Source organism: Pseudodonghicola flavimaris, assembly GCF_030164425.1.
GTDB lineage: Bacteria > Pseudomonadota > Alphaproteobacteria > Rhodobacterales > Rhodobacteraceae > Pseudodonghicola > Pseudodonghicola flavimaris.
Genome location: NZ_JASNJD010000015.1, coordinates 95,627 through 110,586, shown reverse-complemented (window position 1 = coordinate 110,586; position 14,960 = coordinate 95,627). Strand labels below are relative to the sequence as shown.

Here is a 14,960-nt window from a genome sequence, read left to right as displayed (position 1 = left end):
GGAAGTTAAGTGCCGTCGCGCCAATGGTACTGCGTCTCAAGACGTGGGAGAGTAGGTCACCGCCAAACCTAATAAGCGCTCTTGTATCTCTATATACGATAAAATTTACCCAAACATAAAACACATCAATCCAAGCTCCCCGAGCTACGCCGCAACACCGTGGAGCCACGCACTCCCTCAAGTGCGCGCTGTCCCTCTGCTTCTTCGCATCGGGCTCCACGCGCCCACCTGGGCTCCAGATGGGCTCCAGACCCTCTCCCCCGCGCGAAGACCACCCAAAGGCAGGGCGGCGATCAGCCCACCCACCAGATCGCCGGCGCACCACAACCCAAAACCTCCCGCACAGACACACCACAAAAAAACCGGCAGAGGTCATACCTCCCCCGGTTCCATCTCATTCAACTGCGATCCCCAAGGCTCAGCTGCGGATACCCGCAAAGCGGCTTTGCCAGTCTTCCCGGTCCTCGTCGCTGATCTTCGCGAACAGCACATCGGGAACGCTGAAGCCATGGCCCGCGGGCAGGGCGGTCAGCGCCGCGGCGACATCGTCCGGCCAGCCCAGATCGGGAATGCCCATCGCTTCGGCCAGCCGGGCGGAGGTGAAGGGGATGAAGGGCGCCGAGAGCACCGCGTAGAGCCGGATCAGGTTCAGCCCCAGACGCACCTGCATCGCCGCTGTTTCCGGATCGGTCTTGAAGGTCGACCAGGGGGCGGCGGATTGCAGGTATTCGTTGCCGGCGACCCAGATCGCCCGCAGTTCCTGCGAGGCCTTGCGCACCTCCATCGCCTCCATGCAGCCCTCATAGGCGCGCACCCGGGCGGTCAGATCGGCGAGCAACGCCTCTTCCTGACTACCATAGGCGCCGCCCTCGGGCACCGCTTCGCCGAATTTGGAACGGCAGAACTTGGTGATCCGGCTGACGAAGTTGCCCAGCACGTCGGCCAGGTCCTTGTTGACGGAGACCTGGAAGTTGTCCCAGGTGAATTCCGCGTCCGAGCTTTCGGGCGCATGGCTCAGCAGCCACCAGCGCCAGTAGTCCGCCGGCAGGATCTCCAGCGCCTGGTCCATGAACACCCCGCGTCCGCGCGAGGTGGAGAACTGGCCGCCGTCATAATTCAGATAGTTGAACGACTTGATGTAATCGACCAGTTTCCACGGCTCGCCGGATCCCATCAGGGTGGCGGGGAAGCCCAGCGTGTGGAAGGGGACGTTGTCCTTGCCCATGAATTCGACATAGCGCACGTCGTCGGCACCCTTGTCGGTACGCCACCAGCGTTGCCAGGCGCTGTCGTCCAGCCCCTTGGCATCGGCCCATTCCTTGGCGCAGGCGATATATTCGATCGGCGCATCGAACCAGACATAGAAGACCTTGCCTTCCATCCCCGGCCAGTCCTCGGCACCCTTCTTGACCGGGATGCCCCAGTCCAGATCGCGGGTGATGCCGCGGTCCTGCAGCCCGTCGCCGTCATTCAGCCATTTCTTGGCGATTGACGTGGTCAGCACCGGCCAGTCGGTCTTGCTATCGATCCAGGCCTCGAGCTTGTCCTTCATCGCCGATTGCCGCAGGTAGAGATGCTTGGTCTCGCGCAGCTCCAGATCGGTGGAGCCGGAGATCGTCGAATGAGGGTTGATCAGGTCGGTCGGGTCCAGCTGCTTGGTGCAGTTGTCGCATTGATCGCCCCGCGCGCTTTCAAAGCCGCAGTTGGGGCAGGTGCCCTCAATATAGCGGTCGGGCAGGAACCGGCCGTCCGCCCGGGAATACATCTGTTGTTCCACCACTTCGCGGATCAGCCCATGCTCGGCCAGTTGGCCGGCGAAATGCTGGGTCAGCGCATGGTTCTGCGGGCTGGACGAGCGGCCGAAGTGATCGAAGCTGAGGCCGAAGCGGCGGGCGATATCGGCCTGCACCTCATGCATCTCGGCGCAGTAATCGGCCACCGGCTTGCCGGCCTTGGCCGCAGCCAGCTCCGCCGGGGTGCCGTGTTCGTCGGTGGCGCAGAGAAACATCACCTCGTTGCCCCGGCCGCGCTGGTAGCGCGCGAAAAGATCGGCCGGCAGCTGAGAGCCCACCAGATTGCCCAGGTGTTTGATCCCGTTGATGTAGGGAATTGCAGAGGTGATGAGAATGCGTGCCATGGGATGCCCGACTGTTTGGTGATCGGACCTCCCATACATTTCGGGCCGCCGAAAGGCCAGAGGCAAGCCACCGGGGGCGTGCGGTCGCGGTGGGCCTAGCGGTCGCGGTCGCGTTGTCGCCCGGTCAGCCGCCCGATCAGAAAGGAGGTGCGGGGGCTGTAGACATAGCGCGTGCGTCGCTCGGCCGGGCGGGCGCGCATTCGCCACAGGCCGAAGACGATCAGCAGCGCATGTGCGAGAGAGATCATGGTGAACATCGCCGCTGGCCCATAGGCGTCGATCAGTACGGAGGCGCTGTAGGGCGCGGCAATCGCCCCCAGCGCGAAATAGAACATCAGCGCCGCCGACAGCTCCACCCGTTCCGATGTCTCGGTGAAGTCATGGGCATGGGCCACCGCCACCGAATAGATCGGAAAGCTGGTCAGCCCGAACAGGAAGGCCGCGCCCATCACCGCCCAGGTGCCGTTCTGCTGCATCAGAATGGTCACCGCCGCCGCCGCGATGGTTGCGACCGACAGCCAGATCAGCACGGCGCGGCGGTCGAATTTGTCGGCGATCCAGCCGATCGGATATTGCGCCAGCGCGCCGCCGAGCACGAAGGCGGCGAGAAAGGTGGCGATCTGATCGGTGCTGAGCCCGACGGCGCGGCCATAGACCGGCCCGACCATCCGGAAGGAGGCGGAGGAGAGCGCCGCCACCAGCACGCCCGCCACCGCCAGGGGCGACCGGCTGAGCGGCAGCAGCGGTCTCAGCCGCGGCGCCGCCGGCGTCTCCGGCTGCGCCACCCGGGTCAGGGTCAGCGGCAGCAACGCGGCGCAGCAGAGGATGGCGAGGAAGTTGTAGGAGACGTAGCTGGCCGGCTCCAGCACCCCGATCAGCAGCTGGGCGAGCAGTGAGGCACTCATGTCCACCACCCGGTAGGTTCCCATCGCCCGGCCGCGGGTCTCATTGGTGACCTTGGCCTGAATCCAGGCCTCGATCACCGTGTAGCAGCCCGCCACGCAGAGCCCGGTCGCCACCCGCATGATCGCCCAGGCGGTGGGGTTGATCAGCAGCATATGCGCCAGCAGCCCGATGGCGCCGGCGGCGGTGAAGGCAGCAAAGGCGCGGGAATGGCCGATGGTGCCCATCAGCCGCGGCGCCCACCAGCAGCCGATGAAGAAGCCGATGAAATGCGACGACCCCAGCGCGCCGATCTCGGCGGTGGAAAACCCAAGGGAGAGGCCCGAGAGCGCGTCGAGCGGACTGACCCCGCCTGAGGACAGCTGCAGCAGCAGAATCGACAGAAACAGGGCAGAGAAGGAGATGATCAGGCGCATGGTCTGCCCAACCTGACGCGCACGTTCCGGTTGTCGAGCCGGTTTGCGACGGAAAATGTCGCCTTTCACCCTCTCTCGCGGTGCGGGCCGGGGTCGGGATGGGGCCTGTCGCCGCCGCGGCTGTTCCGTGGCTTGGGTCCTGCCGCTGGGGCGGGGGAGGGCGGGCGCTGCCGTGGTGTCCATTTCGCGGACGCTCGCCGGGCCGGTGTGCCGTCATCGTCGCCTTGCGGCCGGATTTCGATTGCCCCCGTCCCGCCAGGGACTAGGGTCCGCCGGGACTGACGACATGGAAGACTGACGAAAGGAACGCGCGATGAAAATGAATCCGCTCGGCCGCACCGGCCTGATGGTCTCGGAGCTCTGCCTGGGGACGATGACCTATGGCAACCAGACCCCGCCGGAGGAAGCCCATGCGCAGATCGACCGGGCGCTGGCCGCCGGCGTCAACTTCATCGACACCGCTGAGATGTATCCGGTCAACCCGCCCCGCAAGGAGACGCTGGGCCATAGCGAGGCGATCATCGGCGACTGGATCGCGGCGAACCCGGGGCGGCGGCAGGAGTTCATCCTCGCCACCAAACACTCCGGCGAAGGCTCGGCGATTGCCCGCGACGGGGCGCCGATTTCCTCGCGCACCATCCCCGAGGTGGTCGAGGCGTCGCTGCGGCGGCTCAAGACCGATGTCATCGACCTTTATCAGTTCCACTGGCCGAACCGGGGCAGTTACATGTTCCGCAAGAACTGGACCTATGACCCCTCGGGCGGCGACCGAGAGGCGGTGATCGCGGATATGGTCGATTGTCTCGAAGCGCTGAAGGCGCAAGTCGACAAGGGCAATATCCGCCATTTCGGCCTGTCGAACGAAAGCGCCTGGGGCACCGCGCAATGGCTGCGGCTGGCAGAGCAGACCGGCGGCCCCCGCGTCGCCACGATCCAGAACGAATATTCGCTGCTCTGCCGGCTCTATGACACTGATCTGGCGGAACTGTCGGTCTATGAGGATGTCGGGCTGATGGCCTTTTCGCCGCTCGGGGCGGGATATCTGACCGGCAAGTATCGCGGTGGCGCGGTGCCCGAAGGCTCCCGCATGTCGCTGGTGCCGGAGCTGGGCGGGCGCAAATCGCCCTATGTCGACGCGGCGGTCGAGGCCTATATCGGCATCGCCGAGCGGCATGGGCTCGACCCGGTGCATCTGGCGCTGGCCTGGTGCCGGACCCGCCCGTTCATGGCAAGTGCGATCTTCGGGGCCACCCGGCTGGAGCATCTGGACCGGATCCTGAGCTCGGTCGAGGTCGAGTTGAGCGAGGAAATCCTGGCTGAGATCGACCAGGCGCACCGGGCGCATCCGATGCCCTACTGACCGATCCCGGCGCCCGGGGGGATGCCGCTGGCGCGGCATGCCTCCGGCGGGGATATTGGGCGCTAGAAAAAGATCGCGGCGGGGCGTCAGGGCCGGGCGCGGCGCAGGCTGCGGGCGCTCTGGCCATGGGCGGCGCGGAAGGCGCGGGAGAAACCGGCGGCAGAGGCGAAACCAGTGGCGAGCGCCACATCCATCAGCGGCAGGTCGGTTTCGAGGACCAGGCGCCGGGCCTCGGCCAGCCGCAGGCTCAGCGCGTGGGCGCTGGGGGTGGTGTCGAGGCGGGCGCGGAACTGGGTTTCGAGGCTGCGCGCACTGCAGCCGCAGCGGCGGGCGATTTCGGCGATGGGCAGCGGCGCGTCCAGGTTCTGCTCCATCAGCAGGCTGGCCTTGCGGGTGAGGGCGGAGTGGCGCGGATCGCGGCCGAGGCGCCGCTGCGCCCGGGCCGGATCGCCGGGACTGTCGTAGAGGAAGAGACCGGCGACCCGCGCCGCCAGCGGGGTGCCGAAACGATGGCCGATCAGGTGCAGCATCATGTCGATTGCCGGCAGGGCGCCGCCGCAGGTCATCCGCGGTCCGTCGATGTGAAAGCGGTCCTGCAGCACCTGCACCTCGGGGAACCGGGTGGCGAAGCGATCGAGATCCTCCCAATGAGTGGTGGCGCGATAGCCGTCGAGCAGCCCGGCCGCCGCCATCAGCCAGGGACCGCCGTCGACGCCGGCCAGGGTGGCGCCGGTGGCGGCGATCCGGCGCAGGCTGGCGCGCAGGGCCGGGGTATCGTGCCGCTCCAGTCCGAAGCCCGCCACTGTCAGCAGCAGATCGCAGCCGGACACCCGGGCCAGCGCCTCGCCCGGCACGGCGATGCCGCTGGTCAACTGCGACGGGGCGCCGTCGGGGGTGGCGAAGCGCCAGTCGAACAGCGGCCGACCGGCCATCCGGTTCGCCGCGCGCATCGGGTCGACGGCCGCGGCGAAGCTGAGCGTATTGGTCTCCTCCGGCACCAGGATCACGGTGCGCAGCGGGCGGGCGCTCGGGGTCAGGATGTTTTTTGCGGATTTCATCAACTTTGCTTCGTATCATGAAAACTCTTGCAGCAGAACCCGGGTCAGGCTGGCGGCGACACCATCATCAGACAGCCTGAGGGAGTTTCCACAATGCCGCTTGCCATGAACCGCGAGGTCTTCATCACCTGTGCCGTCACCGGATCGGGCAGCACCCAGGACCGCAGCCCGCATGTGCCCCGCAGTCCGGCGCAGATCGCCGACAGCGCCATCGAGGCGGCGCGGGCCGGGGCGGCGGTGGTGCATTGCCATGTCCGCGATCCCGAGACCGGGGCGCCGTCGCGCGATCTGGCGCTCTATCGCGAGGTGACCGAACGCATTCGCGAATCGGAGGTCGACGTGGTGCTGAACCTGACCGCCGGCATGGGCGGCGATATGGTCTTCGGCCCCACCGAGCGGCCGCTGCCGCTGATGGAGGCGGGCACCGATATGGCCGGCGCGGCCGAGCGGGTGGCGCATGTGGCGCAATGTCTGCCGGAAATCTGCACGCTGGACTGCGGCACGATGAATTTCGCCGAGGCCGATTACGTGATGACCAACACGCCGGGCATGCTGCAGGCGATGGGCCGGATGATGACCGAGCTTGGCGTGAAGCCCGAGATCGAAGCCTTCGACACCGGCCATCTGTGGTATGCCAAGCAACTGGTCAAGGACGGGGTGCTGGACAGCCCGGCGCTGGTGCAGCTCTGCATGGGGGTGCCCTGGGGTGCGCCGGACGATCTGAACACCTTCATGGCGATGGTCAACAACGTGCCCGACGACTGGACCTTCTCTGCCTTCGGGCTGGGGCGCAACCAGATGTCCTATGTCGCGGCCTCGGTGCTGGCGGGCGGCAATGTCCGGGTTGGGCTGGAGGATAACCTCTGGCTCGACAAGGGGGTGCTGGCGACCAACGCGCAGCTGGTCGAGCGTGCGGCGGGCATCGTCGAGCGGATGGGCGCCCGGGTGATCGGCCCGGAGGAGGTCCGCGCCAAGCTGGGCCTGACCAAACGCGCGCCCAAGGCGGTCTGATCCGATGACGGCAGGGCGGGTGGTGATCACCGGCGGTGCGGCGGGGATCGGCCTGCGGTTGGCGGAACGGTTCGCCGCGCGCGGCGACCGGGTGGCAGTCTGCGATGCTGACGCGGCGGCGGTGGCGGCGGTGGCCGCCGCCCATCCCGACTGGATCGCGGCGCCGGCCGATGTCACCGACGAGGCCGAGATGGGCGCCTTTCTCGCCCGGGTGGAATCCGACTGGGGCGGCGCGGACGTGGTCTGCGCCAATGCCGGGATCGGCGGGCCCGCGGGCCGGATCGAGGATCTGGATTATGACGGCTGGCGCGCCTGTCTCGATGTGTCGCTGAACGGGGCGTTTCTGACCTGCCGCTGGGCGGCACGGGTGATGCGGGCGCAGGGGGCGGGGCTGATCCTTCTGACCTCTTCGACGGCCGGGCTCTTCGGCTATCCGCTGCGCGCGCCCTATGCGGCGGCGAAGTGGGGCATCGTCGGGTTGACCAAGACCCTGGCGATGGAACTGGGGCCGGACGGTGTCCGGGTGAACGGGTTGGCTCCGGGCGCGGTCGAGGGGCCGCGCATGGAACGGGTGCTGGCCAAGGAGGCGGCGGCCTCCGGCCTGCCGGTGGAGCAGGTGCGTCAGCAATATGTTAAGGGCGTCAGCCTGCGCAGCTGGGTCAGCGCCGATGAGGTGGCGGATATGGCGCTGTTTCTCGCCTCTCCCGCCGCGGCAAAGATTTCCGGCCAGATCCTGGCCATCGACGGACATACGGAGACATTGGTGCCATGAGCAAGATTGCAACCATCGTCGGCGGCGGCGTCATCGGCGGCGGCTGGGCCGCGCGGTTTCTGCTGAACGGCTGGGACGTGCGAATTTTCGATCCCGATCCGCAGGCAGAGCGCAAGATCGGCGAGGTGCTGGACAACGCCCGCCGTGCCCTGCCGGGGCTGACCGATGTGGCGCTGCCGACGGAAGGCGCGCTGACGTTCCACGACGATCTGGCGGAGGCGGTCGCCGGCGCGGCCTGGATTCAGGAAAGCGTGCCGGAGCAGCTGCCGCTGAAGCAGAAGGTCTTCGCCCAGATCCAGGCCGCCTGCGATCCGGGGGCGGTGATCGGTTCCTCGACCTCGGGGTTCAAGCCGTCTGAATTGCAGGCAGGGGCGGCCTGGGTCGGGCAGATCGTTGTCACCCATCCGTTCAACCCGGTGTATCTGTTGCCGGTGGTGGAACTGGTGACCTCGCCGGACAACCCGGCCGAGCTGGTGGCGCGGGCCGCCGATACGCTGACCTCCATCGGCATGTATCCGTTGCACCTGAAGAAGGAGATCGACGCCCATGTCGCCGATCGCCTGCTGGAGGCGGTCTGGCGCGAGGCGCTCTGGTTGGTCAAGGATGAGATCGCCACCACCGAGGAGATCGACAACGCGATCCGCTATGGTTTCGGCATCCGCTGGGCGCAGATGGGGCTGTTCGAGACCTATCGGATCGCCGGGGGCGAAGCCGGCATGCGGCATTTCATGGCGCAATTCGGTCCGGCGCTGAAATGGCCCTGGACCAAGCTGATGGATGTGCCGGAGTTCACCGAGGACCTGGTCGATCTGATCGCGGACCAGTCGGATGCGCAATCCGGGGCCTATTCCATCCGGGAGCTGGAGCGAATCCGCGACACCAACCTGGTCGGCATGATGCGGGCGCTGAAGGCGCAGAACTGGGGCGCGGGCGAGCTGCTGAACGCCCAGGACGGGCGGCTGAAATCCGGCAGCGTGCTGGGGGCCCGGGCCGGCGAGATCGCGGATGTCAGCCAGCCCATCGTCACTCTGCGCCGCGCGGTGCCGCTGGACTGGACCGATTACAACGGCCATATGACGGAATTCCGCTATCTGGAGGCCTTCGCCAGCGCCTCCGACCGGTTCATGGAACTGGTGGGGGCGGATGCGGATTACATCGCCTCGGGGGGCAGCTATTTCACCGCCGAGAGCCATATCCGCCATATCGACGAGCTGCACGCGGGGGCGCTCTTCACCATCCACACCCGGGTTCTGCTGGGGCAGGGCAAGAAGATGCACCTGTTCCACGAGATGCGGGCCGGCGACCGGCTGATCGCCACCGGCGAACATTTCCTGCTGCATGTCAGCCTGGAGAGCCGGCGCCCCTCTGACCCGTCGGCCGAGATTCAGGCGGCGCTGGAGCGGATCGCCACCGCCCATGCGGCGCTGCCCTTGCCGGAGGGCGCCGGGCGCTTCGTCGGGCAGCCGCGCTGATCTCCGGGGGGCGGGGGGTCAGGTGATCTCCCGGCGCAGGCGCCGCAGATGATCGGGCAGGCCGCGGGCGGTGACCGTGGCCTCCCGCACCAGCCGGTCGAAATGATGGGTAAAGACCTCGATCCGGTCGCGGTCGCGAAAGGTCAGGTAATGGCCTCCGGCATAGAAGACGCAGAGCAGCGGACCGAACAGCGTCACCGGCGCCGAATAGAGCCGCCGGGCGTCGAAGAGATAGAGCCTGAGCCGCGGATAGAGCTGTTCGCTGAGTGTCAGGAACTGCGCGATCTGCTCCTGCCGGACCGTTGCCGGCAAGCCGTGGTAGTAGCCGGTGCCGCGCGCGAAACTCTCCATCTCATGCAGCGGCAGGGCGATTTCGTAATCAGATTGCGAGCCGCGCATCCAGTTCAGTCGATCCTCTGACGCGCCGATGGCCTGATCGGCCGTGCGCCCCAGATGCGGGGTATATTCCCACTCCAGCATCGCCCGCGTCTTCAGCATGTCGGGCAGGGCGGCGGGCACATGGCGGATCTTGTACCCGGCGGCCTCGCGATGCCAATCGAAGATCTGCTCGTCGACCAGTGCCCGCGGCGCTTCGGTCATGCCGAGCGAGGTGGACAGCAGTTCCGCTGCGCTTTCGGGCCGGTCGGAGAGGCTGAGCAGCCAGTCGGCCGAGACCCCCAGCGCGGCTGCACAGGCGCCGATCACATGGGCGTTGGGCAGGCGGGCGCCCTGATCGGTCAGCAGCTGCGAGATGGTGGAGCGGTCGACGGCGATGGCCCGGGCCAGCGCGCTCTGGCTGATGCCGGTCTGGGCCATGGCGGCGGCGAGCCGGGCGCGAAACTGCGCGGCGCGCAGGCGTTTGTCGATGATTTGCGACATGTGGTGATAAATATCACATCCGATGAATTTTGTTAATCACATTCAGAATGGTCACATGCCGCGCCGCAGCGTTAGCTGGAGCGAAGGCAGGCATGAGGGTGACATGAGCAGACAGGGCAGGGCGGCAGGACAGATAGATTGGCCCACGGTTCTGCTGATCCCGCTCTGCTACGGCGGCTGGATGGCGGCGCTGTGGCTCCTGCCGCTCTGGGCCGGATGGCCGCTGGCGGTGCTGGCCATCGTGCTGCATTCGTCGCTGAGCCATGAGGTGTTGCACGGTCACCCGACGCGCTGGCGCTGGCTGAACGAGGCCAGCATGGCTCTGCCGATCGGGCTGGCCTTTCCCTATAACCGGTTTCGCGATCTGCATCTGGCACATCATCGCGACGCCAATCTGACCGATCCCTATGACGATCCGGAATCCAATTACCTCGACCCGGCGGTCTGGGCCGGGCTGCCGCGCTGGCGGCGGCGGCTTTTCCGCGCCAACAACACGCTGCTGGGGCGGATACTGCTGGGGCCGGCCATCGGTCAGGCCAGCTTCCTGGCGGCGGACTTCGGGCTGGCCGGGCGCGGCGACCGGGCGGTCTGGCTGGCCTGGGGGCTGCATCTGCCCGGGGTGGCGCTGGTGATCTGGCTGGTGCTCTGCGCGCCGATGCCGCTCGGCTCTTATCTGAGCGCGGCCTATGCGGCGATGGGCGTGCTGAAGATCCGCACTTTCCTGGAACATCGCGCGCATCAGAAGACCCGCGCCCGCACGGTGATCGTCGAGGATCGTGGCCCGCTGGCCTTTCTGTTTCTGAACAACAACCTGCATGTGGTGCATCACCTGAACCCGGCGGCACCCTGGTATCGGCTGCCGGCGCTCTATCGCGCCGGGCGGCAGCGCTATCTGGCGGTGAACGACGGCTATCGGTATCGCTCCTATGCCGAGGTGTTTCGGCATCATTTCCTGCGTGCCAAGGATCCGGTGCCGCATCCGCTCTGGCCGCAGGGGTGATTTGGGCGCATAGGGGGGCATGAGCCTCTGGATTCCCGTTACCCTCGCCGCCGCCAGCTTTCAGACCGTCCGCTTCATGCTGCAGAAGGTGTTGAGCGGGGGCCGCCTGTCGGTCTCTGGCGCGACCTTTTCGCGGTTCGCTTATTCGGCTCCGGTGGTGCTTGCTGCACTCGGCCTCTATCTCGCCGTGACCGGCCGCAGCCTGCCGGCGCTGGACGCGCGGTTCTGGGCCTTCGCGATGATCGGCGGGACCACCCAGATCCTCGCCACGCTCTGTGTCGTGGCGCTGTTCAAGCAGCGCAACTTCGCGGTCGGCATCACCTTCAAGAAGACCGAGGTGATCCAGACCGCCATCGTCGGCCTGCTGGTGCTGGGCGACCGGATCAGCCTGGGGGGATGGATCGCCATCCTGCTGGGGCTGAGCGCGGTGCTGGTGCTGTCGAAACCGCCGGAGGGCGATGGTCGCTGGTGGCAGCATCTGACCAACCGCGCCTCGCAGCTCGGGCTTGGGTCCGGCGTGCTCTTCGCGATCTCGGCGGTCACCTATCGCGGTGCTTCGCTCGAACTCGACAGCGCGGACCCGGTGTTCCGCGCCGGGGTGACGCTGGCCTGCGTGGTCAGTTTCCAGATGCTGGCGATGGGGCTCTGGCTGCTGTGGTGCGACCGGGCAGAGCTGCGCGCAGTCTGGGCGGCGCGCCGCACCGCCGCCTTTGTCGGGCTGACCAGCCTCGGCGGGTCGTTCTGCTGGTTCCTGGCCTTCACGCTGCAGAACGCCGCCTATGTCAAAGCGCTGGGGCAGGTCGAACTGCTCCTCAGCCTCCTGGCCTCGATTCTGGTGTTTCACGAGCGGATCACCCGGCGCGAGATCGCCGGGATGGCCCTGTTGGGGCTGTCGATTCTGGCGCTGGTCCTGGCGCTCTGATCCGGGTCAGCCGTCCGGCATCGGAAAGCCACGCAACCGCAGGAACAGGCTTTCCTCATCGTTGTTGCGGAAGAAGGGCACCGATTCCGGCGGCGCCGGATCCTGGACCCGGCCGGCGACCTCGGCCAGCACCACTTCGGTGATGAAGGGCAGATCGAAGCTGCGCGCTTCCTTCAGCGGAATCCATTGCAGATGCGACAGCTCGTCCGAGGCATGGGTGAAATCGTCCAGGTCGCCCTGAATCGCCTCCGCATCGACCAGGAAGAACCGGGCATCGAACCGCCGCGGCCGGCCCGGCGGGGTCAGCGCGCGAAACACGAATTGCAGTGCCTCGGCCGAGGGCAGGTTGCCGGTATCGGCAAAGCGCTGCCAGTCGGCGGGCACCGCGCCCGGCCAGGCACCGGGACGGCCCAGCACCAGCCCGGTCTCTTCCCAGAGCTCGCGGATCGCGGCGGCGGCCAGTGCCCCCTGCATGCCGCCCGGCGCGTTCTCCTCCAGCCGGTTATGGCAAAGCGCGGGCAGGGGGGTGGCCAGCGGTATATGGGCATCGCCCGGATCGACCGCGCCGCCGGGAAAGACGAACTTGTTCGGCATGAAGGCGGCCTTGGCGCCGCGCTGCCCCATCAGGATCGCCGGCTGGTCCATGCGGTCGCGCAGAACGATCACGGTCGCGGCGTTGCGCACGGCAGTCTTGTCCGGCGCGGGTTTGGTCTGGTCGTTGGTCATGCCCCCTCCTCATATTGGCGGAAGGGTCAGTCTTCGTCTCCGAACCCGTGCATGCGCCGCGCCCATTGGAAAGCGACCACCGCGCCCTTCAGTCTGGGCAGAAGGTAAAGCGACAGGACCAGACAGCCAACCGCAAAGATGGAAAACAGCACCATCGGTTCGGGACGGAAGATCTCAAAAGCCACCAGCAGCAGCGGCGCCATCAGGTGCCCGACGATCAGGATCGTCAGATAGGCCGGGCCGTCATCGGCGCGGTGATGGTGATAGTCCTCGTTGCAGACCGGGCAGTGATCCACCACCTTCAGATAGCTGTGCAGCAGCCCGCCCTTGCCACAGTTCGGGCATTTGCGCCGAAAGCCGCGAAACACCGAGGCGCCGAACGGCCGCTCTTCTGTCGCGGTGACGGCCATCGTCTGATCTGTCATGCTCCCCCCTCATCGAATGCGGTCCACAGACCGGCAGCAGCCTTGCAAATCCCGGCCGGAAAGGGAACCGAAAACGCAGGTCGAATTTTCTGCGACGGATTTTTCGCCCGGCATCGTTTGAAGGATATGAACGGCGGCGCTGGGCCGTCGGGCAGCGAAAGGAAAGACAGATATGAAACACCGTCATTTCATCGCAGGTATCGCGGTCGCAACAGTGGCACTGGCCGGCGGGGCCGCGCTGGCGCAACAGCAAGGGCCGATGGGCGGTCGTCACATGGGGCAGGATATGCGTCCGCCGATGTCCTTCGAACAGCTGGATAGCAACGGTGACGGCCAGATCACCAAGGACGAGATGCAGGCGCGGGCCAAGGCACGCTTCGACGCGCTGGACACCGACGGCAACGGCACGCTGAGCCAGGAGGAACTGGGGGCGCCGGCCCGCAAGTTCGCCGACGAGCGGACCGCCCGGCGGTTCCAGATGCTGGACGAGAACGGCGACGGCGCCATCAGTGCAGAAGAGATGAAGGGGCCGCGTCGGGACGACGACATGATGAACCGGATGTTCATGCGCTCCGACGCTGACAAGAGCGGTGGCATCTCGCAGGAAGAGTTCGACGCGGCCCGCGAAAGAATGCAGGCCCGTATGGGCGACCGGCCGCAGATGGGCGGACAGCCGCAGATGGGCAAGCAACATGGCATGGACGGCGGCATGGGCCACGGTCATGGCATGGACCGGATGCATCAGAAAGGTCCGCGGATGGGCGGTGACTGCGACGGCTCCGGCCGTGGCGGGATGAAGCCGGCGATGCCGGGGCAACCCACGCCCGAGGGCAACTGATCCGGTGGCCCGGTTCGGGACCATATTTGGCTCCAGGGCCGGGCGTGGCCGTGCCGTTCCGCCCACCGGCGGGGCGGCCGCATCCGGGGCGACGGCGGCTGACGATCTGTCGGACGATGCGCTTTTGGTGCTTTTCGCGAATGGCGATCCGCTCGCCGCGCGGCACCTGGCCCAGCGGTTGGGGCCGCGGACCTATTCGGTCGCGTTCCGGGTGCTGGGAGATCGCGACGAGGCCGAGGACGTCGCGCAGGAAGCGATGATGCGGCTGTGGAAGATGGCGCCGGACTGGGTGCCGGGACAGGCGCAGGTCTCCACCTGGCTTTACCGGGTGACGATGAACCTCTGCCTCGACCGCAAGCGCCGCGACGGCCGCAGCGGGCTGCAACGGCTCGATGACGTGCCGGAGCCGCTGGACCCGGCCCGGACCGCTCCGGAGCAGATGCAGGAAGACGCGCGCGCCGATGCCCTGCAACGGGCGCTGCAGAGCTTGCCGGACCGGCAGCGCCAGGCAGTGGTGCTGCGCCATATCGAGGAACTGTCGAACCCCGAGATCGCGGGGATCATGGATATCAGCGTCGAGGCGGTCGAAAGTCTGACCGCCCGGGGCAAACGGGCGCTGGCAGCGGCTCTGGCCGGCCGGCGCGAAGAACTGGGGTATAGCGATGACTGACAAACAGAGACAGGACGTCGGGCTGGACGGGTTCTTCGCGGCGGCCCGACGCGACCGCGATACGATGCCGGTGGGGCTGGCCGAACGGATGCGCGCAGATGCCGCGATGGTGCAGGCCGGTTTTGCCCGCGCCGCCGCACCGGTGCCTGCGCAGGGCGACGGGTTGCTGGGACAGCTGTGGCGGGCGCTGGGGGGATGGCCGGCGCTGTCGGGGATGGCGGCGGCCTGTGCCGCCGGCGTCTGGATCGGTGTTGCTCCGCCGACCTTCCTGCCCGATCCGCTGGGGCTGGTGACGCAGGCGCAGGAACAGGCGGATGTGAATGTTCTGGACGGTTACACCCTGTCCACCCTGATCCAGGAGGATGGATAAG

15 protein-coding genes are annotated in these 14,960 nt (G+C 67.1%); 9 read left to right on the top strand and 6 right to left on the bottom strand.

The window, feature by feature from the left end:
• Positions 1 to 418: 418 nt before the first annotated feature.
• Together metG and QO033_RS17865 are read right to left on the bottom strand one after the other, a co-directional pair.
• Complete coding sequence (gene metG, locus QO033_RS17870) at positions 419 to 2,137, bottom strand: methionine--tRNA ligase (protein ID WP_284482323.1); 1,719 nt, start codon at positions 2,135 to 2,137, stop codon at positions 419 to 421.
• A 95-nt stretch (positions 2,138 to 2,232) separates the two neighbouring features.
• Positions 2,233 to 3,456, bottom strand: a complete 1,224-nt coding sequence (locus QO033_RS17865) for an MFS transporter (protein ID WP_284482322.1) — start codon at positions 3,454 to 3,456, stop codon at positions 2,233 to 2,235.
• A 313-nt stretch (positions 3,457 to 3,769) separates the two neighbouring features.
• Between QO033_RS17865 and QO033_RS17860 the strand changes: the two genes are divergently transcribed.
• Entirely contained in the window at positions 3,770 to 4,816 is a 1,047-nt protein-coding gene (locus QO033_RS17860; protein ID WP_284482321.1) for an aldo/keto reductase, read from the top strand.
• Positions 4,817 to 4,902: 86 nt separating this feature from the next.
• Here QO033_RS17860 and QO033_RS17855 read toward each other — a convergent pair whose 3' ends face one another.
• Positions 4,903 to 5,874 (bottom strand): GlxA family transcriptional regulator, encoded by a 972-nt coding sequence (locus tag QO033_RS17855; RefSeq protein ID WP_284482320.1) that lies wholly within the window; start codon positions 5,872 to 5,874, stop codon positions 4,903 to 4,905.
• Between the two features lie 93 nt (positions 5,875 to 5,967).
• Here QO033_RS17855 and QO033_RS17850 point away from each other — a divergent pair, with 93 nt between their 5' ends.
• From QO033_RS17850 to QO033_RS17840, 3 genes are read left to right on the top strand one after another with little or no spacing between them, the layout of a single operon-like run.
• A complete protein-coding gene (locus QO033_RS17850; RefSeq protein ID WP_284482319.1) occupies positions 5,968 to 6,885 on the top strand; it encodes a BKACE family enzyme in 918 nt (305 codons plus the stop codon).
• 4 nt (positions 6,886 to 6,889) lie between these two features.
• The gene (locus QO033_RS17845; RefSeq protein WP_284482318.1) at positions 6,890 to 7,657 is read left to right on the top strand and encodes an SDR family oxidoreductase; all 768 of its coding nucleotides are present in this window, start codon (positions 6,890 to 6,892) and stop codon (positions 7,655 to 7,657) included.
• A complete protein-coding gene (locus tag QO033_RS17840; protein WP_284482317.1) occupies positions 7,654 to 9,129 on the top strand; it encodes a carnitine 3-dehydrogenase in 1,476 nt (491 codons plus the stop codon). Before QO033_RS17845 ends, QO033_RS17840 begins: the two co-directional genes overlap by 4 nt.
• Positions 9,130 to 9,147: 18 nt before the next feature.
• Here QO033_RS17840 and QO033_RS17835 read toward each other — a convergent pair whose 3' ends face one another.
• Positions 9,148 to 10,008 (bottom strand): helix-turn-helix domain-containing protein, encoded by an 861-nt coding sequence (locus tag QO033_RS17835; RefSeq protein ID WP_284482316.1) that lies wholly within the window; start codon positions 10,006 to 10,008, stop codon positions 9,148 to 9,150.
• Between the two features lie 103 nt (positions 10,009 to 10,111).
• Here QO033_RS17835 and QO033_RS17830 point away from each other — a divergent pair, with 103 nt between their 5' ends.
• Positions 10,112 to 11,008, top strand: coding sequence for a fatty acid desaturase (locus QO033_RS17830; RefSeq protein WP_284482315.1), 897 nt, complete (start codon positions 10,112 to 10,114; stop codon positions 11,006 to 11,008).
• Between the two features lie 19 nt (positions 11,009 to 11,027).
• Entirely contained in the window at positions 11,028 to 11,930 is a 903-nt protein-coding gene (locus QO033_RS17825; protein ID WP_284482314.1) for a DMT family transporter, read from the top strand.
• A gap of 6 nt (positions 11,931 to 11,936) precedes the next feature.
• Here QO033_RS17825 and QO033_RS17820 read toward each other — a convergent pair whose 3' ends face one another.
• Together QO033_RS17820 and QO033_RS17815 are read right to left on the bottom strand one after the other, a co-directional pair.
• Entirely contained in the window at positions 11,937 to 12,656 is a 720-nt protein-coding gene (locus tag QO033_RS17820; RefSeq protein ID WP_284482313.1) for an NUDIX hydrolase, read from the bottom strand.
• Positions 12,657 to 12,682: 26 nt separating this feature from the next.
• Positions 12,683 to 13,081, bottom strand: coding sequence for a DUF983 domain-containing protein (locus QO033_RS17815; RefSeq protein WP_284482312.1), 399 nt, complete (start codon positions 13,079 to 13,081; stop codon positions 12,683 to 12,685).
• A 172-nt stretch (positions 13,082 to 13,253) separates the two neighbouring features.
• On the opposite strand from QO033_RS17815, the gene QO033_RS17810 reads away from it, so the two are divergent.
• From QO033_RS17810 to QO033_RS17800, 3 genes are all read left to right on the top strand, one after another.
• On the top strand, positions 13,254 to 13,919 hold the full coding sequence (locus tag QO033_RS17810; protein WP_284482311.1) for a CREC-EF hand family protein: 666 nt from the start codon (positions 13,254 to 13,256) through the stop codon (positions 13,917 to 13,919).
• 124 nt (positions 13,920 to 14,043) lie between these two features.
• Complete coding sequence (locus tag QO033_RS17805) at positions 14,044 to 14,589, top strand: RNA polymerase sigma factor (RefSeq protein WP_407682130.1); 546 nt, start codon at positions 14,044 to 14,046, stop codon at positions 14,587 to 14,589.
• Positions 14,582 to 14,959: a hypothetical protein gene (locus tag QO033_RS17800; protein ID WP_284482310.1), complete on the top strand. Its 378-nt coding sequence runs from the start codon at positions 14,582 to 14,584 to the stop codon at positions 14,957 to 14,959. Before QO033_RS17805 ends, QO033_RS17800 begins: the two co-directional genes overlap by 8 nt.
• The last annotated feature ends 1 nt before the right edge of the window (position 14,960 follow it).

Coding starts and splice junctions, on each gene's coding strand:
- metG (WP_284482323.1), bottom strand. CDS start 2,137: ATGGCACGCATTCTCATCACCTCTGCAATTCCCTACATCAACGGGATC.
- QO033_RS17865 (WP_284482322.1), bottom strand. CDS start 3,456: ATGCGCCTGATCATCTCCTTCTCTGCCCTGTTTCTGTCGATTCTGCTG.
- QO033_RS17860 (WP_284482321.1), top strand. CDS start 3,770: ATGAAAATGAATCCGCTCGGCCGCACCGGCCTGATGGTCTCGGAGCTC.
- QO033_RS17855 (WP_284482320.1), bottom strand. CDS start 5,874: ATGAAATCCGCAAAAAACATCCTGACCCCGAGCGCCCGCCCGCTGCGC.
- QO033_RS17850 (WP_284482319.1), top strand. CDS start 5,968: ATGCCGCTTGCCATGAACCGCGAGGTCTTCATCACCTGTGCCGTCACC.
- QO033_RS17845 (WP_284482318.1), top strand. CDS start 6,890: ATGACGGCAGGGCGGGTGGTGATCACCGGCGGTGCGGCGGGGATCGGC.
- QO033_RS17840 (WP_284482317.1), top strand. CDS start 7,654: ATGAGCAAGATTGCAACCATCGTCGGCGGCGGCGTCATCGGCGGCGGC.
- QO033_RS17835 (WP_284482316.1), bottom strand. CDS start 10,008: ATGTCGCAAATCATCGACAAACGCCTGCGCGCCGCGCAGTTTCGCGCC.
- QO033_RS17830 (WP_284482315.1), top strand. CDS start 10,112: ATGAGCAGACAGGGCAGGGCGGCAGGACAGATAGATTGGCCCACGGTT.
- QO033_RS17825 (WP_284482314.1), top strand. CDS start 11,028: ATGAGCCTCTGGATTCCCGTTACCCTCGCCGCCGCCAGCTTTCAGACC.
- QO033_RS17820 (WP_284482313.1), bottom strand. CDS start 12,656: ATGACCAACGACCAGACCAAACCCGCGCCGGACAAGACTGCCGTGCGC.
- QO033_RS17815 (WP_284482312.1), bottom strand. CDS start 13,081: ATGACAGATCAGACGATGGCCGTCACCGCGACAGAAGAGCGGCCGTTC.
- QO033_RS17810 (WP_284482311.1), top strand. CDS start 13,254: ATGAAACACCGTCATTTCATCGCAGGTATCGCGGTCGCAACAGTGGCA.
- QO033_RS17800 (WP_284482310.1), top strand. CDS start 14,582: ATGACTGACAAACAGAGACAGGACGTCGGGCTGGACGGGTTCTTCGCG.